The sequence below is a fragment of the Arthrobacter sp. 18067 genome, from assembly GCF_902706295.1.
Taxonomy (GTDB): domain Bacteria; phylum Actinomycetota; class Actinomycetes; order Actinomycetales; family Micrococcaceae; genus Arthrobacter.
In genome coordinates, this window is the sequence record NZ_CACSJJ010000002.1 from 118748 (window position 1) to 140072 (window position 21325).

The 21325-nt window shown below is 61.7% G+C and carries 19 protein-coding genes; 16 read left to right on the top strand and 3 right to left on the bottom strand.

Annotation, left to right across the window (positions count from 1 at the left end; translation table 11 throughout):
- The first annotated feature begins 111 nt into the window (after window positions 1-111).
- From GVL04_RS03065 to GVL04_RS03110, 10 genes are all read left to right on the top strand, one after another.
- Window positions 112-834 (top strand): RNA polymerase sigma factor, encoded by a 723-nt coding sequence (locus tag GVL04_RS03065; protein ID WP_159699402.1) that lies wholly within the window; start codon window positions 112-114, stop codon window positions 832-834.
- 71 nt (window positions 835-905) lie between these two features.
- On the top strand, window positions 906-1310 hold the full coding sequence (locus GVL04_RS03070) for a tautomerase family protein (protein WP_159699405.1): 405 nt from the start codon (window positions 906-908) through the stop codon (window positions 1308-1310).
- A 206-nt stretch (window positions 1311-1516) separates the two neighbouring features.
- Complete coding sequence (gene iolC / locus GVL04_RS03075) at window positions 1517-2536, top strand: 5-dehydro-2-deoxygluconokinase (protein ID WP_159699408.1); 1020 nt, start codon at window positions 1517-1519, stop codon at window positions 2534-2536.
- Window positions 2533-3498, top strand: a complete 966-nt coding sequence (locus tag GVL04_RS03080; RefSeq protein ID WP_159699411.1) for a deoxyribose-phosphate aldolase — start codon at window positions 2533-2535, stop codon at window positions 3496-3498. The genes iolC and GVL04_RS03080 overlap by 4 nt, the downstream gene beginning before the upstream one ends.
- A 6-nt stretch (window positions 3499-3504) precedes the next feature.
- Window positions 3505-5451, top strand: a complete 1947-nt coding sequence (gene iolD / locus GVL04_RS03085) for a 3D-(3,5/4)-trihydroxycyclohexane-1,2-dione acylhydrolase (decyclizing) (RefSeq protein ID WP_200846732.1) — start codon at window positions 3505-3507, stop codon at window positions 5449-5451.
- A gap of 29 nt (window positions 5452-5480) precedes the next feature.
- Entirely contained in the window at window positions 5481-6992 is a 1512-nt protein-coding gene (locus tag GVL04_RS03090; protein WP_159699414.1) for a CoA-acylating methylmalonate-semialdehyde dehydrogenase, read from the top strand.
- Window positions 6993-7020: 28 nt separating this feature from the next.
- Window positions 7021-7938, top strand: coding sequence for a sugar phosphate isomerase/epimerase (locus GVL04_RS03095; RefSeq protein ID WP_159699417.1), 918 nt, complete (start codon window positions 7021-7023; stop codon window positions 7936-7938).
- Between the two features lie 51 nt (window positions 7939-7989).
- On the top strand, window positions 7990-9003 hold the full coding sequence (locus GVL04_RS03100; RefSeq protein ID WP_159699420.1) for a Gfo/Idh/MocA family protein: 1014 nt from the start codon (window positions 7990-7992) through the stop codon (window positions 9001-9003).
- Between the two features lie 11 nt (window positions 9004-9014).
- Window positions 9015-9887, top strand: coding sequence for a sugar phosphate isomerase/epimerase (locus GVL04_RS03105; protein WP_159699423.1), 873 nt, complete (start codon window positions 9015-9017; stop codon window positions 9885-9887).
- A gap of 25 nt (window positions 9888-9912) precedes the next feature.
- Complete coding sequence (locus tag GVL04_RS03110; RefSeq protein ID WP_159699426.1) at window positions 9913-11367, top strand: sugar porter family MFS transporter; 1455 nt, start codon at window positions 9913-9915, stop codon at window positions 11365-11367.
- A 91-nt stretch (window positions 11368-11458) separates the two neighbouring features.
- Here the strand turns inward: GVL04_RS03110 and GVL04_RS03115 are convergent, their stop codons facing one another.
- The 3 genes from GVL04_RS03115 to GVL04_RS03125 form a co-directional block, all read right to left on the bottom strand.
- A complete protein-coding gene (locus GVL04_RS03115) occupies window positions 11459-12481 on the bottom strand; it encodes a Gfo/Idh/MocA family oxidoreductase (RefSeq protein WP_159699429.1) in 1023 nt (340 codons plus the stop codon).
- A gap of 106 nt (window positions 12482-12587) precedes the next feature.
- Window positions 12588-13607, bottom strand: coding sequence for a sugar phosphate isomerase/epimerase (locus tag GVL04_RS03120; protein ID WP_159699432.1), 1020 nt, complete (start codon window positions 13605-13607; stop codon window positions 12588-12590).
- On the bottom strand, window positions 13604-14791 hold the full coding sequence (locus GVL04_RS03125) for a Gfo/Idh/MocA family protein (protein WP_159699435.1): 1188 nt from the start codon (window positions 14789-14791) through the stop codon (window positions 13604-13606). The genes GVL04_RS03120 and GVL04_RS03125 overlap by 4 nt, the downstream gene beginning before the upstream one ends.
- A 151-nt stretch (window positions 14792-14942) precedes the next feature.
- On the opposite strand from GVL04_RS03125, the gene GVL04_RS03130 reads away from it, so the two are divergent.
- The 6 genes from GVL04_RS03130 to GVL04_RS03155 all read left to right on the top strand — a co-directional run bounded on the left by GVL04_RS03130 (window position 14943) and on the right by GVL04_RS03155 (window position 21290).
- Window positions 14943-15959, top strand: coding sequence for a LacI family DNA-binding transcriptional regulator (locus GVL04_RS03130; protein ID WP_159699438.1), 1017 nt, complete (start codon window positions 14943-14945; stop codon window positions 15957-15959).
- 141 nt (window positions 15960-16100) lie between these two features.
- Complete coding sequence (locus GVL04_RS03135; RefSeq protein WP_159699946.1) at window positions 16101-17096, top strand: substrate-binding domain-containing protein; 996 nt, start codon at window positions 16101-16103, stop codon at window positions 17094-17096.
- A gap of 52 nt (window positions 17097-17148) precedes the next feature.
- On the top strand, window positions 17149-18198 hold the full coding sequence (locus tag GVL04_RS03140; protein WP_159699441.1) for an ABC transporter permease: 1050 nt from the start codon (window positions 17149-17151) through the stop codon (window positions 18196-18198).
- A gap of 12 nt (window positions 18199-18210) precedes the next feature.
- Complete coding sequence (locus GVL04_RS03145) at window positions 18211-19137, top strand: ATP-binding cassette domain-containing protein (protein WP_159699444.1); 927 nt, start codon at window positions 18211-18213, stop codon at window positions 19135-19137.
- A gap of 99 nt (window positions 19138-19236) precedes the next feature.
- Window positions 19237-20235 (top strand): Gfo/Idh/MocA family oxidoreductase, encoded by a 999-nt coding sequence (locus GVL04_RS03150; RefSeq protein WP_159699447.1) that lies wholly within the window; start codon window positions 19237-19239, stop codon window positions 20233-20235.
- Complete coding sequence (locus GVL04_RS03155; RefSeq protein ID WP_159699450.1) at window positions 20232-21290, top strand: Gfo/Idh/MocA family protein; 1059 nt, start codon at window positions 20232-20234, stop codon at window positions 21288-21290. The genes GVL04_RS03150 and GVL04_RS03155 overlap by 4 nt, the downstream gene beginning before the upstream one ends.
- Window positions 21291-21325 lie beyond the last annotated feature (35 nt).

The following is a 21325-nucleotide window of genomic DNA, read 5'->3' on the forward strand; positions in this document are numbered from 1 at the left end:
CGCCCCACTGCAGCGGGGGTTGGGATCCGAGCCGAGTCTGGTTCCCGGAAGGGCCGCGCGGCTGCAGAACCTCCAAATAGTGACCCGGATGACGTCCTCTTGGTTGATTTGGTGCGACAGGGGGACTCCGCAGCCTTCGGCGTGCTGTACGGGCGCTATGTAGCCGTGGCGGGCTATGTGGCACGTGCCGAAACTGACAATTCGAGCGACGCCGAGGACGTGGTTGCGGAGGCGTTCGCCGCAGTCCTGGAGGCACTGTCTGCAGGTAAGGGGCCCAGGGAGTCCTTCCAGGCGTATTTGACTACAACGGTGCGGCGGATGGCCCATCGCCGGAACATCCGCAGTCGGCGGACTGCAACCCTGGGCTATGGCAGCGCGATGGATGTCCTGGTTTTGGACGACAACTCAAGCATCAGGGTCCTTGAGTCGACGATTATGATGCGCGCGTTCCGTTCTTTGCCCGTGCGCTGGCGGGCCGTCTTGTGGTGTGTCGAGGTGGAGGGCCTTAAGCCGGCGGCCACAGGCCGGGTCATGGAACTGAGTCCCAACGGGGTGTCTTCCCTGTTGATCAGGGCAAGGGAGGGCCTGCGGCAGGCATATCTTCAAGAGCACATAGCCCAGGCCCCCAACGATCCTTGCGTCGACTTCTCCCGGCATCTGGGAAAGTTCGTGAGGAACGCCGTGCGCAAAGCTGCGCGTGAGCGCGTTGATCACCACGTGGCCGATTGCCGTCGTTGCGCCGATTCGCTGGACTATCTCAAGGAAATCGACCAGGCCATGAGCGAGCGACCCAAAAGCGGAGCCGTCACGTTGGCCCTCGGCTGGAGCGGCTGATCCGGCGGCGCTCGTTGCCCACTCAATCCCTCTTTGTTAGTATGTAAGGACAAACTATTTGAGGGGTGCGTATGCCATTGGTTCGAATCGACGTAAATTCCGGCCGGACTGTGGAGGAAGTTGGCAAGATCAGTCGCCGTATCCACGACGCGATCCTTGCGGAGTATGGCATTCCCGAGCGTGACTACTTCCATATAGTCACAGAGCACGCTCCGGGCCAGATTTTCGCCCAGGACGCCGGGCTGGGATTTGAACGCAGTCCCGGCGTGGTGATGATTCAAATTTTCACCCAGGAGGGTCGGAGTCGGGAGGACAAGCAGTCGCTCTTCGCCGCCATTGCGGCGCAACTCGCGGAGGTGGGTGTTGCTGGGGAGGATGTCTTTCTTGGGTATATGGAAAACAGTGCCAGTGACTGGTCTTTCGGCTTTGGTCGTGCCCAATATGTCACCGGCGAGCTGGCAGTTCCGCGCAAGTAGGCGCCCGCGTTAGTGCGCGGAATCCTGCACGCTTTGCGGGTCCCACCACAGACTACGTCTCGTTGTAAATATGTCAGTACAAACCTTTGACAGGACATGAATTGTGGTGCAAAGTAGTGGTTGTGGTCCCGCTCACTTGGGGGCCGGCCAGCACCGGAGCTCTCAACGTCCCGCAAGAGTTCACAACAGAAAGGTCAACGATCACCGTGACCCACGAACTGCTCACGATCGGGCGCATCAGCGTTGATATCTACCCGAACGACATCGGAGTGGACCTGGAGGACGTGACGTCCTTCGGTAAATACCTCGGAGGCTCGCCCTCCAACGTGGCCGTCGCGGCCGCGCGCCACGGCCGCCGCACGGGCATCATCACCCGCACTGGCGACGACGCGTTTGGCAACTATCTCCACAGGGAACTGCATAAGTTCAACGTTGATGATTCATTCGTCGCTCCAGTCAAGGAATACCCCACGGCGGTCACCTTCTGCGCCATCAAGCCTGAGACTGACGAGTTCCCCCTGTACTTCTATGGCCGTTTCCCCACCGCTCCGGACCTGCAGATCAAGGCTGAAGAGTTGGACCTTGACGCGATTCGGAACACCGGAATTTTCTGGTCCACCGTCACCGGACTTTGCCAGGAGCCCAGCCGCAGCGCGCACATTGCCGCTCACGAGGCGCGGCCACGCACAAGCCTCAAGGATGGCCAATTCACCATCCTGGACCTGGACTACCGGCCGATGTTCTGGGCTTCCGAAGAGGAAGCCCGCGCTGAGGTTGCGAAGATCCTCCCGCACGTGACTGTCGCGATCGGCAACGACAAGGAATGCTCTGTTGCCGTAGGTGAGGGAACGCCCGACGAGCAGGCTGACCGCCTGCTGGACGCCGGCGTCGAAATCGCCGTCGTCAAGCTCGGAGCGGAGGGTGTGATGGCCAAAACCCGTACCGAGCGCGTTGTCTCGGCGCCCGTCCCGGTGGAGACCGTCAACGGCCTTGGGGCCGGCGATTCCTTTGGTGGCGCTTTCTGTCACGGCCTGCTGTCCGGCTGGCCGCTGTCCGAGGTCCTGGATTACGCCAACGCCTCGGGTGCGATTGTCGCCTCACGTCTCTCGTGCGCCGATGCGATGCCGACGCCGGACGAGGTCACCTCGTTGCTTGCCGAACGCGGCCGGCCCATCCCCGGTGCGTCCGTATTGGCTGACACCCTTGCAGAAGGAGCAGTGCGTTGAGCCTCAACGATGACCCCCGCCGTTATGAGCACCTGAGCCGTATCCGGCTGGAGGACCCCGAGGCGGTAGCCCGCGCAGCGGCCACCCGTCGTCGCCATCCTGGCTTGAAGCACGGCACCCAGAACTTCATCGTCGCCGCCGACCACCCAGCCCGCGGCGCTTTGTCAGTCGGTTCGGAACCGATGGCCATGGCAGACCGCCGTGACCTGCTGGACCGACTGCAGATTGCCTTGGCCAACCCGGCAGTTGACGGCATCCTGGCCTCCCCGGACATCATGGACGACCTGTTGCTGCTCGGTGCCCTCGAAGGCAAGCTGGTCTTCGGTTCCATGAACCGTGGCGGCCTGGCCGGCCTGGTCAACGAGTTCGACGACCGCTTCACCGGACACACGGCAGCTGCCTTGCAGGCGCTGGGTGCCGATGGTGGAAAGATGCTCACCCGGATTTGCCTCGACGATCCGGACACTGTCGCAACACTCGAAGCCACGGCCAAGGCCATCGATTCCCTGGCAGAGCGCAAGCTCATTGCCATGGTGGAACCCTTCCTTTCTATTCGTGACTCACATGGCAAGGTCCGCAACGACCTCCGCGCCGACGCCGTCATCAAGTCCGTCGGCATCGCCGAAGGCCTTGGCTCCACCAGCGCCTACACCTGGATGAAACTGCCGGTGGTGGATCAAATGGATCGCGTCATGGCCTCCACCACGCTGCCTACCGTGTTGTTGGGTGGTGACCCCACCGGGACCCAGGACGAAATTTTCGCCAGCTGGCAGGCAGCCCTCGCGTTGCCCGGCGTTCGCGGGCTGACTGTCGGGCGAACGCTGTTGTACCCGCACGACGGCGACGTGGCAGGTGCCGTCGCGACGGCCGCCTCGTTGCTGAACAACACTGCGCCCGCATCGGCCGCCGCCGTCGAAGAGCGCACGGTGTCAGACCGCATTCCAGTGAAAGTATCGGAGTAGCTAGCAATGGGTACAGCAACCCGCCGGATGACCGTGGCGCAGGCCGTGGTCGAGTTCCTTTCCAAGCAGTACACCGTCGATTCCATCAATGGCGTGGAGTACCGTGCGCGGCTGATTCCGGGCACGTTCGGTATCTTCGGGCACGGCAATGTTGCAGGTGTGGGTCAGGCCCTGAAGCAATACCAGGCCACGGACCCGTCCATCATGCCGTACTACCAAGGGCGAAATGAGCAGGCCCAGGTGCACCAAGCCGTGGGTTACGCCCGGCACACGCGCCGCCGCCAGACATTCGCCATCAGCACCTCCATCGGCCCGGGTTCTTCGAACCTGCTGACCGGTGCAGCGTTGGCCACCACCAACCGCCTGCCGGTGCTGCTGCTGCCAAGCGACACGTTTGCGACCCGCGCCGCTGACCCCGTGCTGCAGCAGTTGGAGTTGCCGTACGCGTATGACATCACGGTCAACGATGCTTTCCGTCCTTTGTCCAAATTCTTTGACCGGGTGTCGCGGCCGGAGCAGCTGTTCTCCGCGTTCCACCATGGCCTGCGTGTTCTGACGGACCCGGCCGAGACGGGCGCTGTCACGATTTCGCTGCCGCAGGACGTCCAGGCCGAGGCTTTTGATGTCCCGGAGGAGTTCCTGTCTGAGCGTGAATGGCGGATCCGCCGTCCCGAGGCCGACGATGACGACGTCCGCCGCGCAGTGGAGGCCATCCGCGTCGCGAAGCGCCCGCTGATCATCGCCGGTGGCGGCGTCCTCTACGCCTACGCCAACGAGGAACTCACGAAGTTCGCTGAGCTGACCGGCATTCCGGTGGGGAACACCCAAGCAGGCGTCGGTGTACTTCCGTGGGACCACAAGCACTCCTTGGGTGCCATCGGTTCAACGGGCACGACGGCGGCCAACGCCATCGCAGCAGAAGCTGACCTCATCATCGGAATCGGGACGCGCTACGAGGACTTCACCACGGCGTCCCGCACCGCGTTCCAGAACCCCGACGTGCGCTTCGTGAACATCAACGTCGCCCCGATCGATGCCTACAAACACGGCACCACGCTGCCGATTGTCGCTGACGCCCGCAAGGCCTTGCTGAAGCTCAACCAGGCCTTGGGCGGTTACCGGGTTGGTGCCGACCTCGAAGAGAAGGTCGCGGCGGAGAAGAAGCGCTGGAACGCGATCGTGGACGAAGCCTTCGAGACCCGCTACACACCTTTACCGGCTCAGAACGAGATCATCGGCGCCACCAACAAGGCCATGGATGACCAGGACGTCGTCATCTGCGCCGCCGGTTCCCTCCCCGGTGACTTGCACAAGATGTGGCGCGTCCGTGACCCGTTCGGCTACCACGTTGAGTACGCGTACTCCTGCATGGGCTACGAAATCCCGGGCGGTTTGGGCGTCAAACGTGCAGCCCTCGCCGAAGCCGCCGCAGGCGGCGTCGACAGGGATGTGGTGGTCATGGTGGGGGACGGCTCCTACCTGATGATGCACACCGAACTGGTCACCGCCGTCGCCGAACGCATCAAGCTGATTGTGGTCCTGATCCAGAACCACGGCTACGCCTCCATTGGTTCCCTCTCCGAATCCCTCGGTTCGCAGCGCTTCGGGACGCAGTACCGGGTCCTGGACAAGGAACAGCACAGCTTCGACGCCGGTGAGAACCTTCCGATCGACCTCGCCACCAACGCAGAATCCCTCGGCGCAAGGGTTATCCGGATCGAACCGGGGGAGCACGTCATCGAAGCCCTCGGCGCCGCGATCAAGGAAGCCAAGGCGGCCCCGGAAACCGGCCCGATCGTGATCCACGTCGAGTCCGATCCTCTGTTGGACGCCCCGAGCTCCGAGTCCTGGTGGGACGTTCCCGTCTCGCAGGTCTCGGACCTCGAATCCACCCAGCAGGCCTACAAGACCTACACAGACCACAAGAACCGCCAGCGCAAGCTGCTCGGCTGAAACCCCAAAGACTACAAGGAAGTCCGCACATGTCGACGACGACCACACTGACCACTATTCATCATTTCATCAACGGTGCTGAAACCACCGGTGTGGGCGACCGCACCCAGCCCGTCTACAACCCGGCGACCGGCCAGATCTCCGCTGAACTGCGTCTGGCCAACGAGGCAGACCTGAACGCAACCGTCGCGGCGGCCCGCGCAGCAGCTGATTCCTGGGGCGATATTTCCCTGGCCAAGCGCACCGCCGTGTTGTTCAAGTTCCGTGAACTCGTCGCAGCGCACGTGGACGAACTCGCCGAGCTGATCACTGCCGAGCACGGCAAGGTCCTCTCGGATGCGAAGGGTGAGATCGGCCGTGGCCTGGAAGTCATCGAGTTCGCTTGTGGCATTCCGCAGCTGCTCAAGGGCGATTACTCGGACCAGGTCTCCACGGGCATCGATGTCTTCTCCTTCCGCGAACCGCTGGGTGTGGTGGCTGGTATTACCCCGTTCAACTTCCCGGTCATGGTGCCGTTGTGGATGGCCCCGATGGCCATCGCCACGGGCAACGCGTTCATCCTCAAGCCCTCCGAGCGTGACCCGTCCGCCCCGATGCTGCTGGCCAAGCTCTGGAAGCAGGCCGGCTTGCCGGACGGCGTGTTCCAGGTCCTGCATGGCGGCAAGGAAACCGTCGATGGGCTGCTGACCCACCCGGACGTGGACGGCATCAGCTTTGTCGGGTCCACCCCGATCGCCCAGTATGTCCATGAGACCGCCACCAAGCATGGCAAGCGCGTCCAAGCGCTGGGCGGGGCGAAGAACCACGCCATCGTGATGCCCGACGCGGACCTGGACAACGCCGCCGACCACCTCGCCGCTGCCGCTTTCGGTTCCGCGGGGGAGCGCTGCATGGCCATCTCCGTCGCTGTTGCCGTAGGTGACGCCGCCGATTTGATCGTGAAGAAGGTCCAGGAACGCGCCCTGGCCATCAAGGTCGCCAACGGCACCGAACCCGACGCCGAGATGGGCCCGGTCATCACCCCGGCCTCCAAGGAACGCATCGTCAAGATCGTCACCGAAGCCGAAACCGCCGGCGCCGCGATGGTGGTGGACGGCCGCGACCTGGTGGTCCCCGGCCACGAAGATGGTTTCTGGGTTGGGCCTACCGTGATCGACCACGTCACGGCCGAAATGACCGCGTACACCGAGGAAATCTTCGGCCCGGTCCTGGTGGTGGTCCGTGTCGCGGACTTGGACGAAGGCATCCGACTGATCAACTCAAACCCGTACGGCAACGGGACGGCGATCTTCACCTCCTCGGGTGCGAACGCCCGCAAGTTCCAGCGCTCCGTGACCGTAGGCATGGTCGGCATCAATGTGCCGCTGCCCGTCCCCGTGGCCTACCACTCCTTCGGTGGCTGGAAGAACTCCCTCTTCGGCGACAAACACATCTACGGCCCCGAAGGCGTCTCCTTCTACACCCGCGGCAAAGTCATCACCTCCCGCTGGCCCGAACCCACCCACGCCTCCGGCGCCTCCTACAACTTCCCCTCCAACTGAATCCCGCGCAAAGGAAGACAACGCTGTCATGACTGATGTCGAGAACAAGCTGATTATCGGCACTGCCCCCGACTCGTGGGGTGTCTGGTTTGCCGATGACCCCCGGCAGACTCCGTGGGAACGCTTCCTGGATGAGGTTGCGGAGTCCGGCTACAAGTGGATTGAACTGGGCCCATACGGTTACTTGCCGAACGACCCGACGCGGTTGGCGGAGGAACTGAAGCAGCGGGACCTCAAGGTCACTGCAGGAACAGTCTTTACGGCCTTCCATCGTGGCGCCAGGCAGTACGACGAGGCCTGGGAGCCTGCGCGCAAGGTTGCCGAACTGACCGCGGCCATGGGCGGCGAACACATCGTGGTCATTCCCGCGATGTGGCGCGATGACGTGACCGGTGAAGCTGTAGAAAACGGTGAACTCACTGATGAGCAGTGGGCAGATCTTTTCGCAGGGCACAACCGCATGGGAAAGGTCCTCCTTGAGGACTTTGGCCTGCACCAGCAGTTCCACTCGCACGCAGACTCACACGTGGGTGCGCAGAAGGACATTGAGACACTGCTGGCGGCCACGGATCCGAAGCACCTGAATCTCTGCCTGGACACAGGGCATGCTGAATACTGCGGCGCTTCCAGCCTGGAGCTCATCAAGAATTTCCCGGACCGCATCGGGTACCTGCACCTCAAGCAGATCAATCCCGAGGTCCTTGCCGAGGTCAATGAGAAGAATATGACCTGGGCCGCAGCCAACCTGGCCGGAGTCATGACGGAACCGCCGAACGGCCTCCCGGATTTGCGGGCCGTCATAGAAGCGGTGGAAGCGCTCAACCGGCCCATCTTTGGCATCGTGGAGCAAGACATGTACCCCGTAGCCTTCGATGCGCCGATGCCCATCGCCAAACGAACCCGCAGCTACCTGCTGTCCTGCGGATCCCGAACCAGGGTCCAATAACGCTGCCCAGCAACGTCGTTCCCGCAACAAACTTCACGAAGGATAGATACAGTGACCAAGACTCTCCGCGTTGCCGTCATCGGCGCAGGCCGCATGGGTGCAGACCACATCAAGCGCCTCAGCACCCGCATCCACGGCGCTGAAGTAGCCGCCGTCGTCGACGTCGACCTTGTCCGTGCCCAAGCCGCCATAGAAGGTATCGACGGCGCCGTGGCGCTGGCCAGTGCCGACGAGGCACTCAACAACGGCGACGTGAACGCCGTCCTGATCGCAACGCCCGGGTTCCTCCACGAAGAAATCCTGTACAAAGCACTGGAGAAGGACTTCCCGATCCTGTGCGAGAAGCCGTTGACACCGGACGCCGAAAGCGCGTGGAAGGTTGTCCAGGCTGAGCAGGCCTTGGGCCACAAACGCATCCAGGTGGGCTTCATGCGCCGCTTCGATGCCGAGTACTCGGCTCTGGGTGCGATCATCCGCAACAGCGAATTGGGGGAGCTGTTGATGCTGCACCACCAGCACCGCAACCCGACCACACCTGAGGGCTTCACCAACGAGATGCTGATTAACGACTCCGTGGTCCACGAGTTCGACGCGATCCGCTACTTCACGGGCGAGGAAATCACTTCCGTCCAGGTCCGGCTCGGCAAGGCAACCCGCAATGCCCCGAACGGCCAGCACGATCCCCAGCATGTGCTGCTCGAAACCGAATCCGGAGTGTTGGCCGACGTCGAAATCTACGTCAACGCCAAGTTCGGCTACCAAGTGGCCACGCAGGCGTCGTTCGAGGACGGCATCGTGAGCATCGGCGGCGACAACGGACCCTACGTCCAGACCTCCGGCAAGTGGGGCGGCAACGTCACCCCCGGTTTTGAAGAGCGTTTCGGGGCGGCGTACGACGTCGAGGTTCAGGCTTGGGTGGACGCCGCCCTTCGCGGCGAAATCGGCGGTCCCACTGCCTGGGATGGTTATGCCACCGCTGCCTGCTGCGAGGCCGGCGTCGAAGCCCAGAAGTCAGGCGAGAAGGTCAAGGTCCAGTTGAACACCAAGCCGGATCTCTACAAGTAGGGGGATTGACCATGAAGATCGCACTTGATCCCACACCGTTCCACCACAGCCACAGCCTGCTGGAATTCCCGCGCCTAACAGCAGACCTCGGCTATAAGTACCTCCAGATGACCCCGCACGCGGACCTCATCCCGTTCTTCAACCACCCCAAGGCCGACGACGATCTCGTGGCCAGGCTTAAGGGAGCCTGTAAAGACGCCGGCATTGAAATCGCCTCTGTCCTGCCGGTCCTGCGGTGGTCCGGTCCGGACGAGGATGCCCGCGAAGCCGCCGTCCGTTACTGGAAGCGCGCTATTCAGATCGCCGTCGACTTGGGCGTCCAGACCATGAACACGGAATTCAGTGGCCGTCCGGAAAAGGCAGAGGAGTCCGAGCGGGCGTTCTACCGTTCCATGGAAGAGTTGCTGCCGATCATTGAGCGCGAAGGCATGGATGTTCTGATCGATCCGCACCCGGATGATTTCGTTGAGGATGGACTTGCCGCCCTGCGGGTCATTCGTGGCGTCAACTCGCCGAACATTGGGATGGTTTACGTTGCCTCCCATAGTTTCCACATGGGCAACAAGCCACTGGAGATCATGCGTGCCGCAGGGGACAAGATTCGCTTGGTGCACGTCTCGGACACCATGAACCACCATGCCTCCCACGGTCTGCGGTACATCACCAACCCTCCCGGAAACGCCGTTCGCGTCCACCAGCACCTGAAGATCGGCGATGGCGACGTGAACTGGGACGAGTTCTTTGGCGGGCTGAAGGAGATCGGTTTCCTGGACAAGGAGAACACGGTGATGGTCTCCTCCGTGTTTGCCGAGGATGAGAACGCCGAAGATGTTTCCCGCTACCAGCTCAAGACGATGGTCGACTACGTCGCCCGGACAAAGTGAGGACCGGCAGCGAGCCAAGGAACCCATGACGAAGTCTCCTTCAATCGAGTCCCGGACCGGCCGGCTTTCTGGCCGTCCCGCCACATCAGGGAAGACCGGTAAGCCGGCCAACCCCAGGAAGTTCCTTCGAAAGGTAGCGCTGTTCTCCACTTTTGGCGGGCTGCTGTTCGGTTACGACACCGGCGTGATCAATGGTGCTTTGCCATTCATGCAGAAGGACCTGGGCCTGACTCCTTTGACCGAAGGCCTGGTCACATCGACATTGCTCTTCGGCGCCGCCTTTGGCGCGATCAGCGCCGGACGGCTGTCCGACCGCTTTGGGCGGCGCAAGACGATCATGGGCCTGGCCCTGATCTTCGCCCTTGCGACCGTGGGCTGTTCCTTGGCTCCGAGCACTGAGCTTCTGGTCCTTGCGCGCACTGTCCTGGGTCTCGCCGTCGGCGGTGCTTCGGTGATCGTTCCCGTGTACCTGGCCGAAATGTCGCCGGCGGCTCAGCGCGGCAGGATCGTCACGCAGAACGAACTCATGATCGTCACAGGACAGTTCCTGGCCTTCACGTTCAATGCGGTGCTGGGCAACCTCTTCCCGGAAGAAATGCACGTGTGGCGCTGGATGCTGGTCATTGCCACGCTTCCCGCCGTGATTCTGTGGTTTGGCATGCTGGTGCTGCCGGAGAGTCCGCGCTGGCTGGCGTCGGCCGGACGTTTCGGCGAGGTCCTGGAAGTGCTGCGCTCGACTCGCAGCGCGGGGGACGTCGGCACCGAGTTCGACGAGGTACGTCAGGCGGCCAGAGAGGACTATCAGTCCAAGCTCGGAACGTTCAAGGACCTCACGGTGCCATGGATTCGTCGAATCTTTGTGGTGGGACTTGGTATGGCGATCATCAACCAAATCAGCGGCGTCAACGCCATCATGTATTACGGAACCACAATCTTGTCGTCTTCAGGCTTTGGGGACCAAGGTGCCCTGGTTGCCAATGTCCTCAACGGCATCACATCTGTGGCGGCCGTCATTGTCGGCATGTACCTGATGACGCGCGTGCGCCGGAAGCCCATGCTCATTGTGGGGTTGATCGGCACGGCAACATCCCTGACCGCTATCGCCCTCATTTCGCTGGCCCTTCCGGAGGGTATTTTGCGTGGTTATCTGGTGTTGCTGTTCATGGTGACATTCCTTGCTTCCATGCAGGGATGTATCGGGACAGTGACGTGGCTGACTATGTCCGAGATTTTCCCGATGCACGTCCGTGGTATCGGCATGGGTATCTGTGTTTTTGTGTTGTGGATGATCAATTTCCTGATCGGATTCTTCTTCCCTCAGCTGGTATCGCTGATGGGAGTTTCTTCGACATTCTTCATCTTCGTGGCCCTGCAGTTGTGCGCCATCGTTTGGGTCAAGCGCGCCGTCCCGGAGACCAAGGGTAAGTCGCTTGAAGAGCTTGAGCACCTCTTCAAGCAGGGCGCTGGGGCCTCCGCCTGACAGGTGGCTGCCGGTGGCAGCCAAGAACCACGCAAAAAACGCCCGACGCCGGCAGGCATCGGGCGTTTTTTGCGCCTGTACCCAGGACTCGTCAGAGCGCGACAACCATGTTCTCAAGCGCGCTGCGGCGGGCTGCGTCCAAGACTTCGAGGGTACGGATCCCTTCTGATGCAGGCACCGGTTCGGGGCCTTCGCCACGGACAGCCCGCGCGAACTCTGTGTAGAAACCTGTGTAGTTACCTTGCGCGGACGGTACGGTTTCGCGGTGGTCCTTTCGGGACAGGGTGCCCCAGTATTCCGGTGCGTCAATGCCCCAACTCTCCGAGTCTGCAACAGGCCTTCGCCCTGCCATCAAGGCATTGGCCTGAACGTCCGAAGCTGCGGCAATGTAACTGCCTTCGCTGCCGTAGGCACGCAACTCCCTGGTAGTGGAGTGGTTGAGCTTGCTGGCAGAAACAGTGGAGACAACGCCCGATGCATGTGTCATGGTGATGAAGAAGCCGCAGTCGGTCCGTTCCCCGAATCGCTCGGTCCAATCCAAAGTCGCGTGCACATGTGTCGCGGGCCCCAGGAGCCACAGCATCTGGTCAACCAAGTGGGTGCCAAGGTCACGCAAGAGCCCGCCGGTGGCACCGACTTCCAAACTGTTGGCATCGTCCTGGTCCATGATCGAGTGCACCCGCCACAGCACGCCCATCTCTCCTGAGGCCAACACCTTGGCAAGGGTCAGTATGTCGGCGTCACGGCGGCGGTTGTGAAAGACGTTCAGAATGACGCCTGCGTTGTTGGCGGCCTCCGCGAGTTGGCCCGCAGCAACTGCAGTGGGTCCAAAGGGCTTGTCCGCCACAACATGCACGCCGGAATTGATGGCCTCCATCACCAGATCATGCCGCGTGTGGGGCGGGGTGGTGATGGTCACAACGTCCACACCTGCAGCGAGAAGCTCGCCGAGGCTTGAATAGGTGGGCATGCCCGGGAAGTCCGATTCCACCGCTGCCCGCGTTGACTCCGACCTGGCCACTATGCCAACCAACTCCACGTCCTCGGCTGCCTCAATGAACGGTGCGTGGAAATATCTCCCGCCGGCCCCATATCCGACAATTCCAATACGCATTCTTTCCCTCCCTGTAGTTATGTAGGTGCAGAGATGGGGACGACGCCTCGGCGCCGTCCCCATCTGGATCCGGTCAGTATTCATCATGGATCCGGGTTGTGAAACGTCAGGCAGTGGGGTTCAGGGAGGCGGCCAGCGCCGCATCAGCGTCCAATAGCACCTGGGCTGCCACCTGCAAGCCTTCGATTCTGCCCAAGGAAACATCCTCGTGTTCGATGTTGACCAGCATGCCTGGATCGACGTCGTGAAGTGCACGCAGGAACTCGGTCCAGAATGCGGTGTCGTGGCCGCGGCCCAGGGCCACGAAGTCCCAAGCAGAGTTCGTCGGCCATTCGTTGGCCCACTCGTCCCCGCCCAGGTTGGTACGGTTCTCATCGGCTGACAGGCGGCGGAAGCTGTTGTCCAGCACGCCGTACAGTGCGGCGTTTTCCTTGTTGACGCGGACATCCTTGGCGGCCGCCTGGAACACCAGCGGGCCGAGTTCACGGACCACGGCCACCGGATCCATTTGCTGCCAGAACAAGTGGGAAGCGTCCAGTTCGACGCCAACGTGTGTGGCGCCGGTGAGTTCGATGAGTTTGTAGACGTCCGCGGTGTTGAAGACGATGTTTTGCGGGTGCAGCTCCAGAGCCACTTTGACGTCGTGGTCAGCGGCGAGACGGTCGGTTTCCTTCCAGAAATCCGCAGCTACTCCCCATTGGTAGTCGAGCACGTCCAGTGCAGCCGAGTTCCACGCGTTGACCACCCAGTTGACGGTGGTGGCTCCGGGTTCGCCGCCGGGCAATCCGGACATGGTCACCACGCGGTTCTGGCCGAGGCGGTGGGCCAGGCGGATGGAGCGGCGGATGTCTTCGGCATGCTTCTCACCGATTTCGCGCTTGGGGTGAAGCGGATTGCCGTTGCAGTTCAGGCCGGCAATGGAAACGCCCGTGCCTTCGAAGATCGCCAGGTAATCATCGCGAGCCGCGTCACTTTCCAGAATCTGGTCGAAGGTGGGGACGTGCACCGCCGGCAGGAATCCTCCTGTGTTGATTTCGATACCCGTGAGCCCGAGGTCTGCAATGACTTTCAACGCCTCCGGCAGCGGACGGTCGTGGAGGATCGCGTTGTAAACGCCGAGCTTCATAGCGTGATCTTCTTTCCGTTGTTCAGGGCGGACTCGGCGACGGCGCCGAGGATTTCCATGTTGCGGACGCCTTCGTCGAAGGTTGCGCAGCGAGGCAGCGACGAGCTCTCGCCGAGGCCGGCAACTTCTTCCAGGAATGCGCGGGCCTGGTAGCCGAACGCGTCATTCTGGCCGAAACCAACCTCGGGAGCGTCCATGGCAAGGCCACCTGAGATGTACGGATGACCCGGCCCGAGGATCACCTGACGGTAGCCGTTGTCGTTTCCGGAGCCGTCGTTGAGGAACAGCTGGATCTCGGACGGGCGGCGTTGGTCGAACTTCGCGGCGCCGTTCTCGCAGAAGACTTCGAACTGGAGGCTGTTGGCGTGACCTGCGGCCACCCGGGAGACTTCGAAGCTACCCGCACCGTTGGCGAATTCTGCATTGAAGGCCGCGTAATCGTCGTTCTCCACCGCTTCAAAAGTGTCGCTGACGGCCACGTGGTCGTGGCCCATGACCGCAGCCAGCGGCAGCGGCCGCTTATCGATCGCGGTTGTCAGGCGACCACCGCTGATGGATTTGATGTCGCCGCACAGGAACTCGGACACGTACGTCAAGTGACTTCCGACGTCGGCCAGCGCACCGGAGCCGGGGCCGCCTTTGTAGCGCCAGCTCATCGGGGCTTCAGGGCTGAAGCCGTAATCGGTCCAGTATCGGCCGCTGAAGTGAAGCACGTTCCCGAGAGCGCCATTGTGAATCAGCTCGCGGATGTAGGCGATGCCGGGGGTGCGGCGGAAGGTGAAGCCGATGCGGGCCAACGTTCCCGAGGACTCGGCCAGGCGCGCAGCTTCGGCCATGGCCTGAGCGTCTTCCAGCGAGTCACTCAAGGGCTTCTCGCACAGGACATGCTTGCCGGCGGCAAGGAGGCCCTCCACCACTTCGCGGTGAAGGGAGTTGGCAATGACTACGCTGACCACGTCAATGTCGTCGGCTTCCGCGATCGCCTGCCAAGACGTGTCATGTCGCTCATATCCAAAGCGGCGGGCGGCCAGGGAACCGAACTCAGCGTTCACGTCGCCAATGGAAACCAAGCGGACCTGCGGAAGCACCGGGCTGTAGAGGGTCGACGCTGTCCGGTAGGCCGCCGCGTGGGCTTTACCGGCCATACCTGCGCCGATAACCGCGACACCAAGGCTGTCAGCCATGATTTCTCCTTTGAAATTCAGCCGTGGCGGGGGACACTCAACGGCATTTTGTAGCGCTACAATTTTGTATGCTGACTTTGAGCGTAGCTATGTCTATATGTCCTGTCAATCATTCGGGGTGCGACCTTCGGGCCGGTGGGGGTTCAGCCTCATGAATCCGCGCAACCCACAAGCGCGACGCCCCACAATCTACGATGTCGCAAAGTTGGCCGGCGTCTCGCCGTCGCTTGTTTCGTTGGTGCTGCAGAATCCTGACCGGGTCAGCGACAAGCGCCGCGAGGCGGTCCGGAGTGCAATTGCAGAGCTGGGATACCGCCCCAGCCGGGCGGCCACTACCCTCGCCAGCAGCCGGACCAAGAGTATCGGGCTCGTCATTGACGACTATCGGAACCTTTGGTTCGTTGACCTGCTGCGGGGGATGGAGTCGGTATTGACGGAGCCTGGATTCCAGGTCATGCTCGCTGACTCGCGCCCTGGCGAAAACCGTATCAAGGAAGCTGCGGACGGTCTGCTGGCCATGCATGTTGATGGGCTGGTCATCGCTGCCGAACCCGGTGCAACCGTCCTGAGCGGCACGGGAGTTCCCACCGTGGTGGCCGGGTGGCGTCATGATGTTCCGGCAGAGGCAAGCCTCATAACCAACGACGACGACGGCGGCGGCGCCATGGCTGCCGATCATCTTTTGCGCCTTGGGCACCGCAGTGTCGGCCACCTTTCGGGATCGGGCGGGGCTGCGGCCCATCGCAGGGCAGGCTTCGAGGGGCGGCTTCAGCAAGTTGGCGTCGGAGTGCTGATTGTGGGGGAGGAGGGGGGCACTTCGGAAGAGGATGGCTACGCTTCCACATGCTGGCTTTTGGATCATCATCCTGAAGTCACGGCGATTTTCGCGGCCAATGACACCATGGCGTTCGGCGCTCTGGGTGCCCTGAAGGCGCGTGGTTTGGCAGTGCCTGAGGACGTCTCCTTGATCGGCTATGACAATTCATCTTTGGCGAAGTCCCGTTATCTGGACCTGACCTCCGTGGATAACCGAAGTGACCTGGTGGGCGTAGGAGTGGCAAAGGCCCTGCTGGATCAAATCCAAGGCAATGTCGTGGATTCGCAGAGAAAGCTGATTGATCCTGCCTTGGTGGTTCGTAGCACCACTGCCGTGCCGGCGGCAAGGTGAGGGAAACTTACAAGCACGTACAAACATACTAATGTCAGGACAAACTCTTGACATTCGTGAGCCAAGTCACCATGATCAACGTAGACGGTGCTCCGGAGGCTGCAATGTGGCGGCCCGGACCTGGGATCAAAGGAGATTATGGTGGCTGGTTTTTCTTGGCGTAAGGCAGCGCTGGTTGCGGCGGTAGTGCCGATCGTTGCCCTCAGCGCATGTTCGAGCACAGGTGGACGGGCTCCGGAAGCCGCCGCCGGCGGCGGGGGAGGCCAAGTGGCCACGACGGAGCGGATGAAGATCGCCCTGATCGCCCACGCTCCCGCTGGTGACACCTTCTGGGACACGGTGCGCAAGGGAGCAGAGGAGGCCGCGGCGAAGGACAACGTCGAATTGTTGTACACCTCCGACCCGGAAGCTGGTCGGCAAGCGCAGCTGATCGAGCAGGCAGTGGACCAAAAAGTCGACGGCATTGCCGTGACGTTGGCTACGCCGGATGCTCTGAAAGACGCGCTCAAGAAGGCGGCTGACGCGGGTATTCCGATCGTCAGCTTCAATGCCGGCGAGGCCGCCTCCGCACAGCTTGGTGCTTTTACGCACTTTGGTTCAAACGAGAAGCTTGCCGGTGAGGCAGTAGGAGCGAGGCTCGCAGAGGGTGGTTACAAACACCCCGTGTGCGTGATCCAAGCCCAAGGGCATGTTGGCCTTGAAGCCCGGTGTGCCGGCGTGAAGGCAAAGGTGCCAGGCACTGAAATCCTTTATGTCAACGGGGCAGACATGACGTCGGTGGAGTCCACAGCCACAGCAAAACTGCAGGCATCGAAGGACGCTGACGTCATTATCGGTCTCGGTGCACCCATCACCCTGACACTTCTCAAGTCAGTGGCCACTGCCGGGAGTTCAGCCAAGGTAGCCAGCTTTGACCTCAACAAGGAACTTGCCCAGAAGGTTGCCGATGGCAGCGTTCTTTTCACTGTTGACCAGCAGCCGTGGCTTCAGGGCTATGGTGCCGTGGATGCCTTGTGGCAAAACAAACGGGGCGGATTCAAAGTTGGCGGTGGACAGTCAGTCCTCACCGGTCCGGCCATTGTTGACCAATCCAATGCGGCCGAAGTTCTGAAGTTTGCCGAACAGGGTATCCGCTAAACAGCCGCTGGCCGGGCTGGCAGATGCCAGCCCGGCGGCAAGGAGAATCATCATGACCACTATTCAAACCAAGCTCACCCCACCTGCCGGAGATGAACGGGTTGCGCGGCGAAGCGCACTGCAGAAGCTCCTTGGCCGCCCGGAGGTGGGAGCCCTTGTAGGGGCAATCGTCCTCTTCATCTTCTTTGCCTTGGTGTCGCCGACCTTCACCCAGCCCAATGCCTTGGCCACCGTGTTGTACGGCAGCTCGACGATCGGGATCATGGCAGTAGGGGTGTCCCTGCTGATGATCGGTGGCGAGTTTGACCTCTCCACGGGCGTCGCAGTCATCTCCTCGGCCCTCACGGCCTCGATGTTCAGCTGGTACTTCAGTACAAACGTCTGGGTGGGCGTGATCCTGGCTTTGCTGGTTTCACTGGCCATCGGTTTCATCAACGGTTGGATCCTGATGAAGACCAAGCTCCCCAGTTTCATCGTCACCCTGGCCACGTTCCTCATGCTGACCGGTCTTAACCTGGGCCTCACCCGGCTGATCGGCGGATCTGTCTCCTCGCCGTCCATCTCCAACATGGAAGGTTTCGACACGGCCCGGGGAGTCTTTGCATCCTCGGTGAACATTGGGGGCATCGACGTCAAGATCACCGTGTTCATCTGGATCGCCCTCGTAGCGGTCGCCACCTGGGTGCTCATGCGGACCCGGGTAGGGAACTGGATCTTCGCAGTGGGCGGCGACGCGAATGCCGCCCGCGCCGTAGGTGTGCCAGTCAAGGCCACCAAGATCGGGCTCTTCATGGGCGTTGGCTTCTGCGGCTGGATCCTGGGTATGCACAACCTTTTCGCCTTCGACACCGTGCAGTCCGGCGAAGGCGTGGGCAACGAGTTCCTGTACATCATTGCCGCGGTGATTGGCGGTTGCCTCCTGACAGGTGGCTACGGATCCGCAGTGGGCGGTGCGATCGGTGCGTTTATCTTCGGCATGGCCAACAAGGGCATTGTGTACGCGCAGTGGAACCCGGACTGGTTCAAGTTCTTCCTGGGCCTGATGCTGTTGCTCGCCACCATCGTCAACCTCATCGTCAAGCGCCGCGCGGAACTCAAGTAAGGGGCCAAGGAAATGAATGCCAAAGCAATCGACCAGGAAACACTGCTTAAGAACGAACGCGACCCCCTGACCCACACACCTGTGCATCTTCTGTCCCTCGAGGGAGTGGGCAAGCACTATGGAAACATCATCGCCCTCAGTGACGTCACCATGGCAGTGGACAACGGCAGGGTCACCTGTGTGCTGGGTGATAACGGTGCCGGCAAATCGACGCTGATCAAGATCATTGCCGGTCTCCACCAGCACGATGACGGTGTACTGAACATCATGGGTGAGGAACGCAAGTTCGGTTCACCACGCGATGCGTTGGATGCCGGCATCGCGACCGTCTACCAGGACCTTGCGGTGGTTCCGCTGATGCCGATCTGGCGGAACTTCTTCCTGGGATCAGAGCTCACCAAGGGCTTTGGGCCTTTCAGGAGCATGGATGTAGAGGCGATGAAGGCCATTACCCTCAAGGAATTGGCCGAGATGGGTATTGATCTGCGCGATGTAGAGCAGCCAATCGGGCAGCTTTCCGGTGGTGAACGCCAGTGCGTGGCCATTGCCCGCGCTGTGTACTTCGGCGCGAAAGTCCTGATCCTGGACGAACCCACGGCTGCGCTGGGCGTGAAGCAATCGGGCGTTGTTCTGCGCTACATCCTCCAGGCCCGCGACCGTGGACTCGGTGTCATCTTCATTACCCATAACCCGCACCATGCCTTCCCCGTGGGTGATCGCTTCCTGCTGCTCAAGCGTGGCAAGTCGATCGGCTACTACGACAAGAAGGACATCACGCTGGACGAACTCACCGCACAGATGGCTGGTGGTGCTGAGCTTGCCGAACTCGCTCACGAGTTGGAGCAGCTCGGTGGCCACGGCGAGGTGGTCAAGGCGGTCAAAGCTGAAGTCGCCGATGTTGACGACACAGTGAACGCTGGGGGTCCGAAACACACGTAACCCAGCAGGTGGCGGGGTGCTCCGGAGTTCCTTCCGGAGCACCCCGCGCTGTGCGCGCCATCGAGACAGGCCACACATCACTTATCAGAAGGGAACTCCATGCCGATCCGGGTAGGCGTCATCGGCGCCGGAATCATGGGCGCAGACCACATCAGGAACCTCGCTACCACCATCGGCGGCGCCGAAGTCACCTTTGTGGCAGATCTCGACGCCGACCGCGCCGCCGCGGCAGCGCCGCCATCCGCACGTATCACCACCGACCCCTCCGAACTGATCAACTCCAGCGATGTGGACGCCGTGGTCGTTGCCTCGCACGATTCCACACACGCGGGCCTCGTTTTGGAATGCTTTGAAGCCATGACCCCGGTGCTGTGCGAGAAGCCGTTGGCGCCCACGCTGATGGAAAGCCTGGATGTGGTGGCTGCCGACGCCGACATCGTGGCTGCAACGGGGGTTTCCCTGCTGTCCCTAGGCTTCATGCGTCGCTTCGACCCTGGCTATGTCGCGCTGCGACATGCTGTACGAACCAGGGCGCAGGGGGAGCCGCTGATGGTCCATTGCATCAGTCGAAATGCGTCTGCTGCACCCGGCACCACCTCTGAATCCGCCATCACCAATTCGGCAATTCATGAGTTGGATATCATTCCATGGCTTCTGGACTCTGCCATTACTGAGGTTTCCTGGCAGGCCGGAAGAAGCACGCGCCATGCTGGTACGGCGCTCCAGGACCCCTCGTTCATGACCTTGCGGACGGCGGATGGGACGCTCACCACCTTGGAGCTGTACTTGAATGCCCGGTACGGCTACAGCACGCGGTGCGAGGTGGTCTCCGAACTGGGGGCTGCAGCACTCCAGGATTCGGTCCTCGTGGGCTTCGAACAGGAAGGAACCCGGCGCGAACCCATCCCTGCCGACTGGCGCCCCCGGTTCGCAGATGCCTACCGCTTGCAGTTGCAGGCATGGATTTCGGCACTCGCCAATGGAGAAATGCCTCCGCTGGCCGGTGCCCAGGACGGTCTCAACGCAGCCTTGGTTGCTCATGCCATGATCCAGTCACTGCACAGCAGCGGTGCCTCCACGAAAGTCAGCTATTCATGACCATCACGTTGCTCCCGGAATCCCGTGTCCCTGAATCCCTGGATGCCCCTGTACTGCGCTGGGGCATCATGGGCCCTGGCTGGATTGCCGAGCGCTTTACCGAATCGGTCCAAGCGCATACCGGGCAGGTGATTGCCGCCGTCGCGTCCCGTTCGCTGAGCCGGTCCAAGGCCTTCGCGGAGACGTTCAACGTTCCCGCGGCTTATGGCAGTTATGAGGACCTAGCCAGTGATCCGGACATTGACATCGTGTACGTTTGTACGCCGCACACTGGTCATCACGCAGCTGCTGTACTGGCCATCAACGCCCGCAAGCATGTCCTGATCGAAAAGCCGATTGGGCTCAATGCGGGCCAGGCACAGGACGTTGCCGCCAGGGCTGAAGCCGCTGGCGTGTTCGCAGCCGAGGCCATGTGGACCTTCTTCCTGCCCAAATTCGATGTGATCCGACAGGTCCTCAAGGCCGGAACGCTCGGCACTATTACTACTGTCCTTGCCGAGTACGGTGAGTACTTCGACGAGTCACACCGCATCTTCAATCCGGAGTTGGCGGGCGGGCCGCTGCTGGACCTCGGCACTTACCCGCTCGCCCTCGTGACCGAGGTTCTGGGCGGGCCACGGCGACTGCACGCCATAGGCCAGCCCCACCCCTTAGGGGTGAATGCCCAATTGTCCGCTGTGATGCAGTTCGACGGCGGCGCTCAGGCCGTCGTCAACACCCACCTGCACAACTTCACGCCTACCGCAGCCACGATTGTGGGTACCAAGGCGACGTTGACCATCGATGGACCCTTCAATATGCCCGGAGGATTCGATGTTCGGTTCCCGGACGGCACGCGCCTGCGCCACAGCGAGCCTGTCGGCGGTCATTTTGAAGGCCTTCATTACGAGGCAGCGGCCGTGGCGCGAGCTATTGCTGCCGGCGATACATGCGTCGACCAAAGGACGCTGGCTGCTTCCATCCGCACGCTGAAGGTAGCTGATGAGATCCGGAGGCAGCTGGGCGTGGTGTTCCCTGGCGCGGCTGACACCACTGACTGGCCCGCGTATGCCTGATTCCCTCAATACCCTGCCACCACCGAAAGGACAGC

What these genes read in the sequence shown, in the direction of transcription:
- GVL04_RS03070 (WP_159699405.1), top strand. Translation starts at nt 906, where the DNA reads ATGCCATTGGTTCGAATCGACGTAAATTCCGGCCGGACTGTGGAGGAA.
- iolD (WP_200846732.1), top strand. Translation starts at nt 3,505, where the DNA reads ATGGGTACAGCAACCCGCCGGATGACCGTGGCGCAGGCCGTGGTCGAG.
- GVL04_RS03090 (WP_159699414.1), top strand. Translation starts at nt 5,481, where the DNA reads ATGTCGACGACGACCACACTGACCACTATTCATCATTTCATCAACGGT.
- GVL04_RS03095 (WP_159699417.1), top strand. Translation starts at nt 7,021, where the DNA reads ATGACTGATGTCGAGAACAAGCTGATTATCGGCACTGCCCCCGACTCG.
- GVL04_RS03105 (WP_159699423.1), top strand. Translation starts at nt 9,015, where the DNA reads ATGAAGATCGCACTTGATCCCACACCGTTCCACCACAGCCACAGCCTG.
- GVL04_RS03110 (WP_159699426.1), top strand. Translation starts at nt 9,913, where the DNA reads ATGACGAAGTCTCCTTCAATCGAGTCCCGGACCGGCCGGCTTTCTGGC.
- GVL04_RS03115 (WP_159699429.1), bottom strand. Translation starts at nt 12,481, where the DNA reads ATGCGTATTGGAATTGTCGGATATGGGGCCGGCGGGAGATATTTCCAC.
- GVL04_RS03120 (WP_159699432.1), bottom strand. Translation starts at nt 13,607, where the DNA reads ATGAAGCTCGGCGTTTACAACGCGATCCTCCACGACCGTCCGCTGCCG.
- GVL04_RS03125 (WP_159699435.1), bottom strand. Translation starts at nt 14,791, where the DNA reads ATGGCTGACAGCCTTGGTGTCGCGGTTATCGGCGCAGGTATGGCCGGT.
- GVL04_RS03130 (WP_159699438.1), top strand. Translation starts at nt 14,943, where the DNA reads ATGAATCCGCGCAACCCACAAGCGCGACGCCCCACAATCTACGATGTC.
- GVL04_RS03140 (WP_159699441.1), top strand. Translation starts at nt 17,149, where the DNA reads ATGACCACTATTCAAACCAAGCTCACCCCACCTGCCGGAGATGAACGG.
- GVL04_RS03145 (WP_159699444.1), top strand. Translation starts at nt 18,211, where the DNA reads ATGAATGCCAAAGCAATCGACCAGGAAACACTGCTTAAGAACGAACGC.
- GVL04_RS03150 (WP_159699447.1), top strand. Translation starts at nt 19,237, where the DNA reads ATGCCGATCCGGGTAGGCGTCATCGGCGCCGGAATCATGGGCGCAGAC.
- GVL04_RS03155 (WP_159699450.1), top strand. Translation starts at nt 20,232, where the DNA reads ATGACCATCACGTTGCTCCCGGAATCCCGTGTCCCTGAATCCCTGGAT.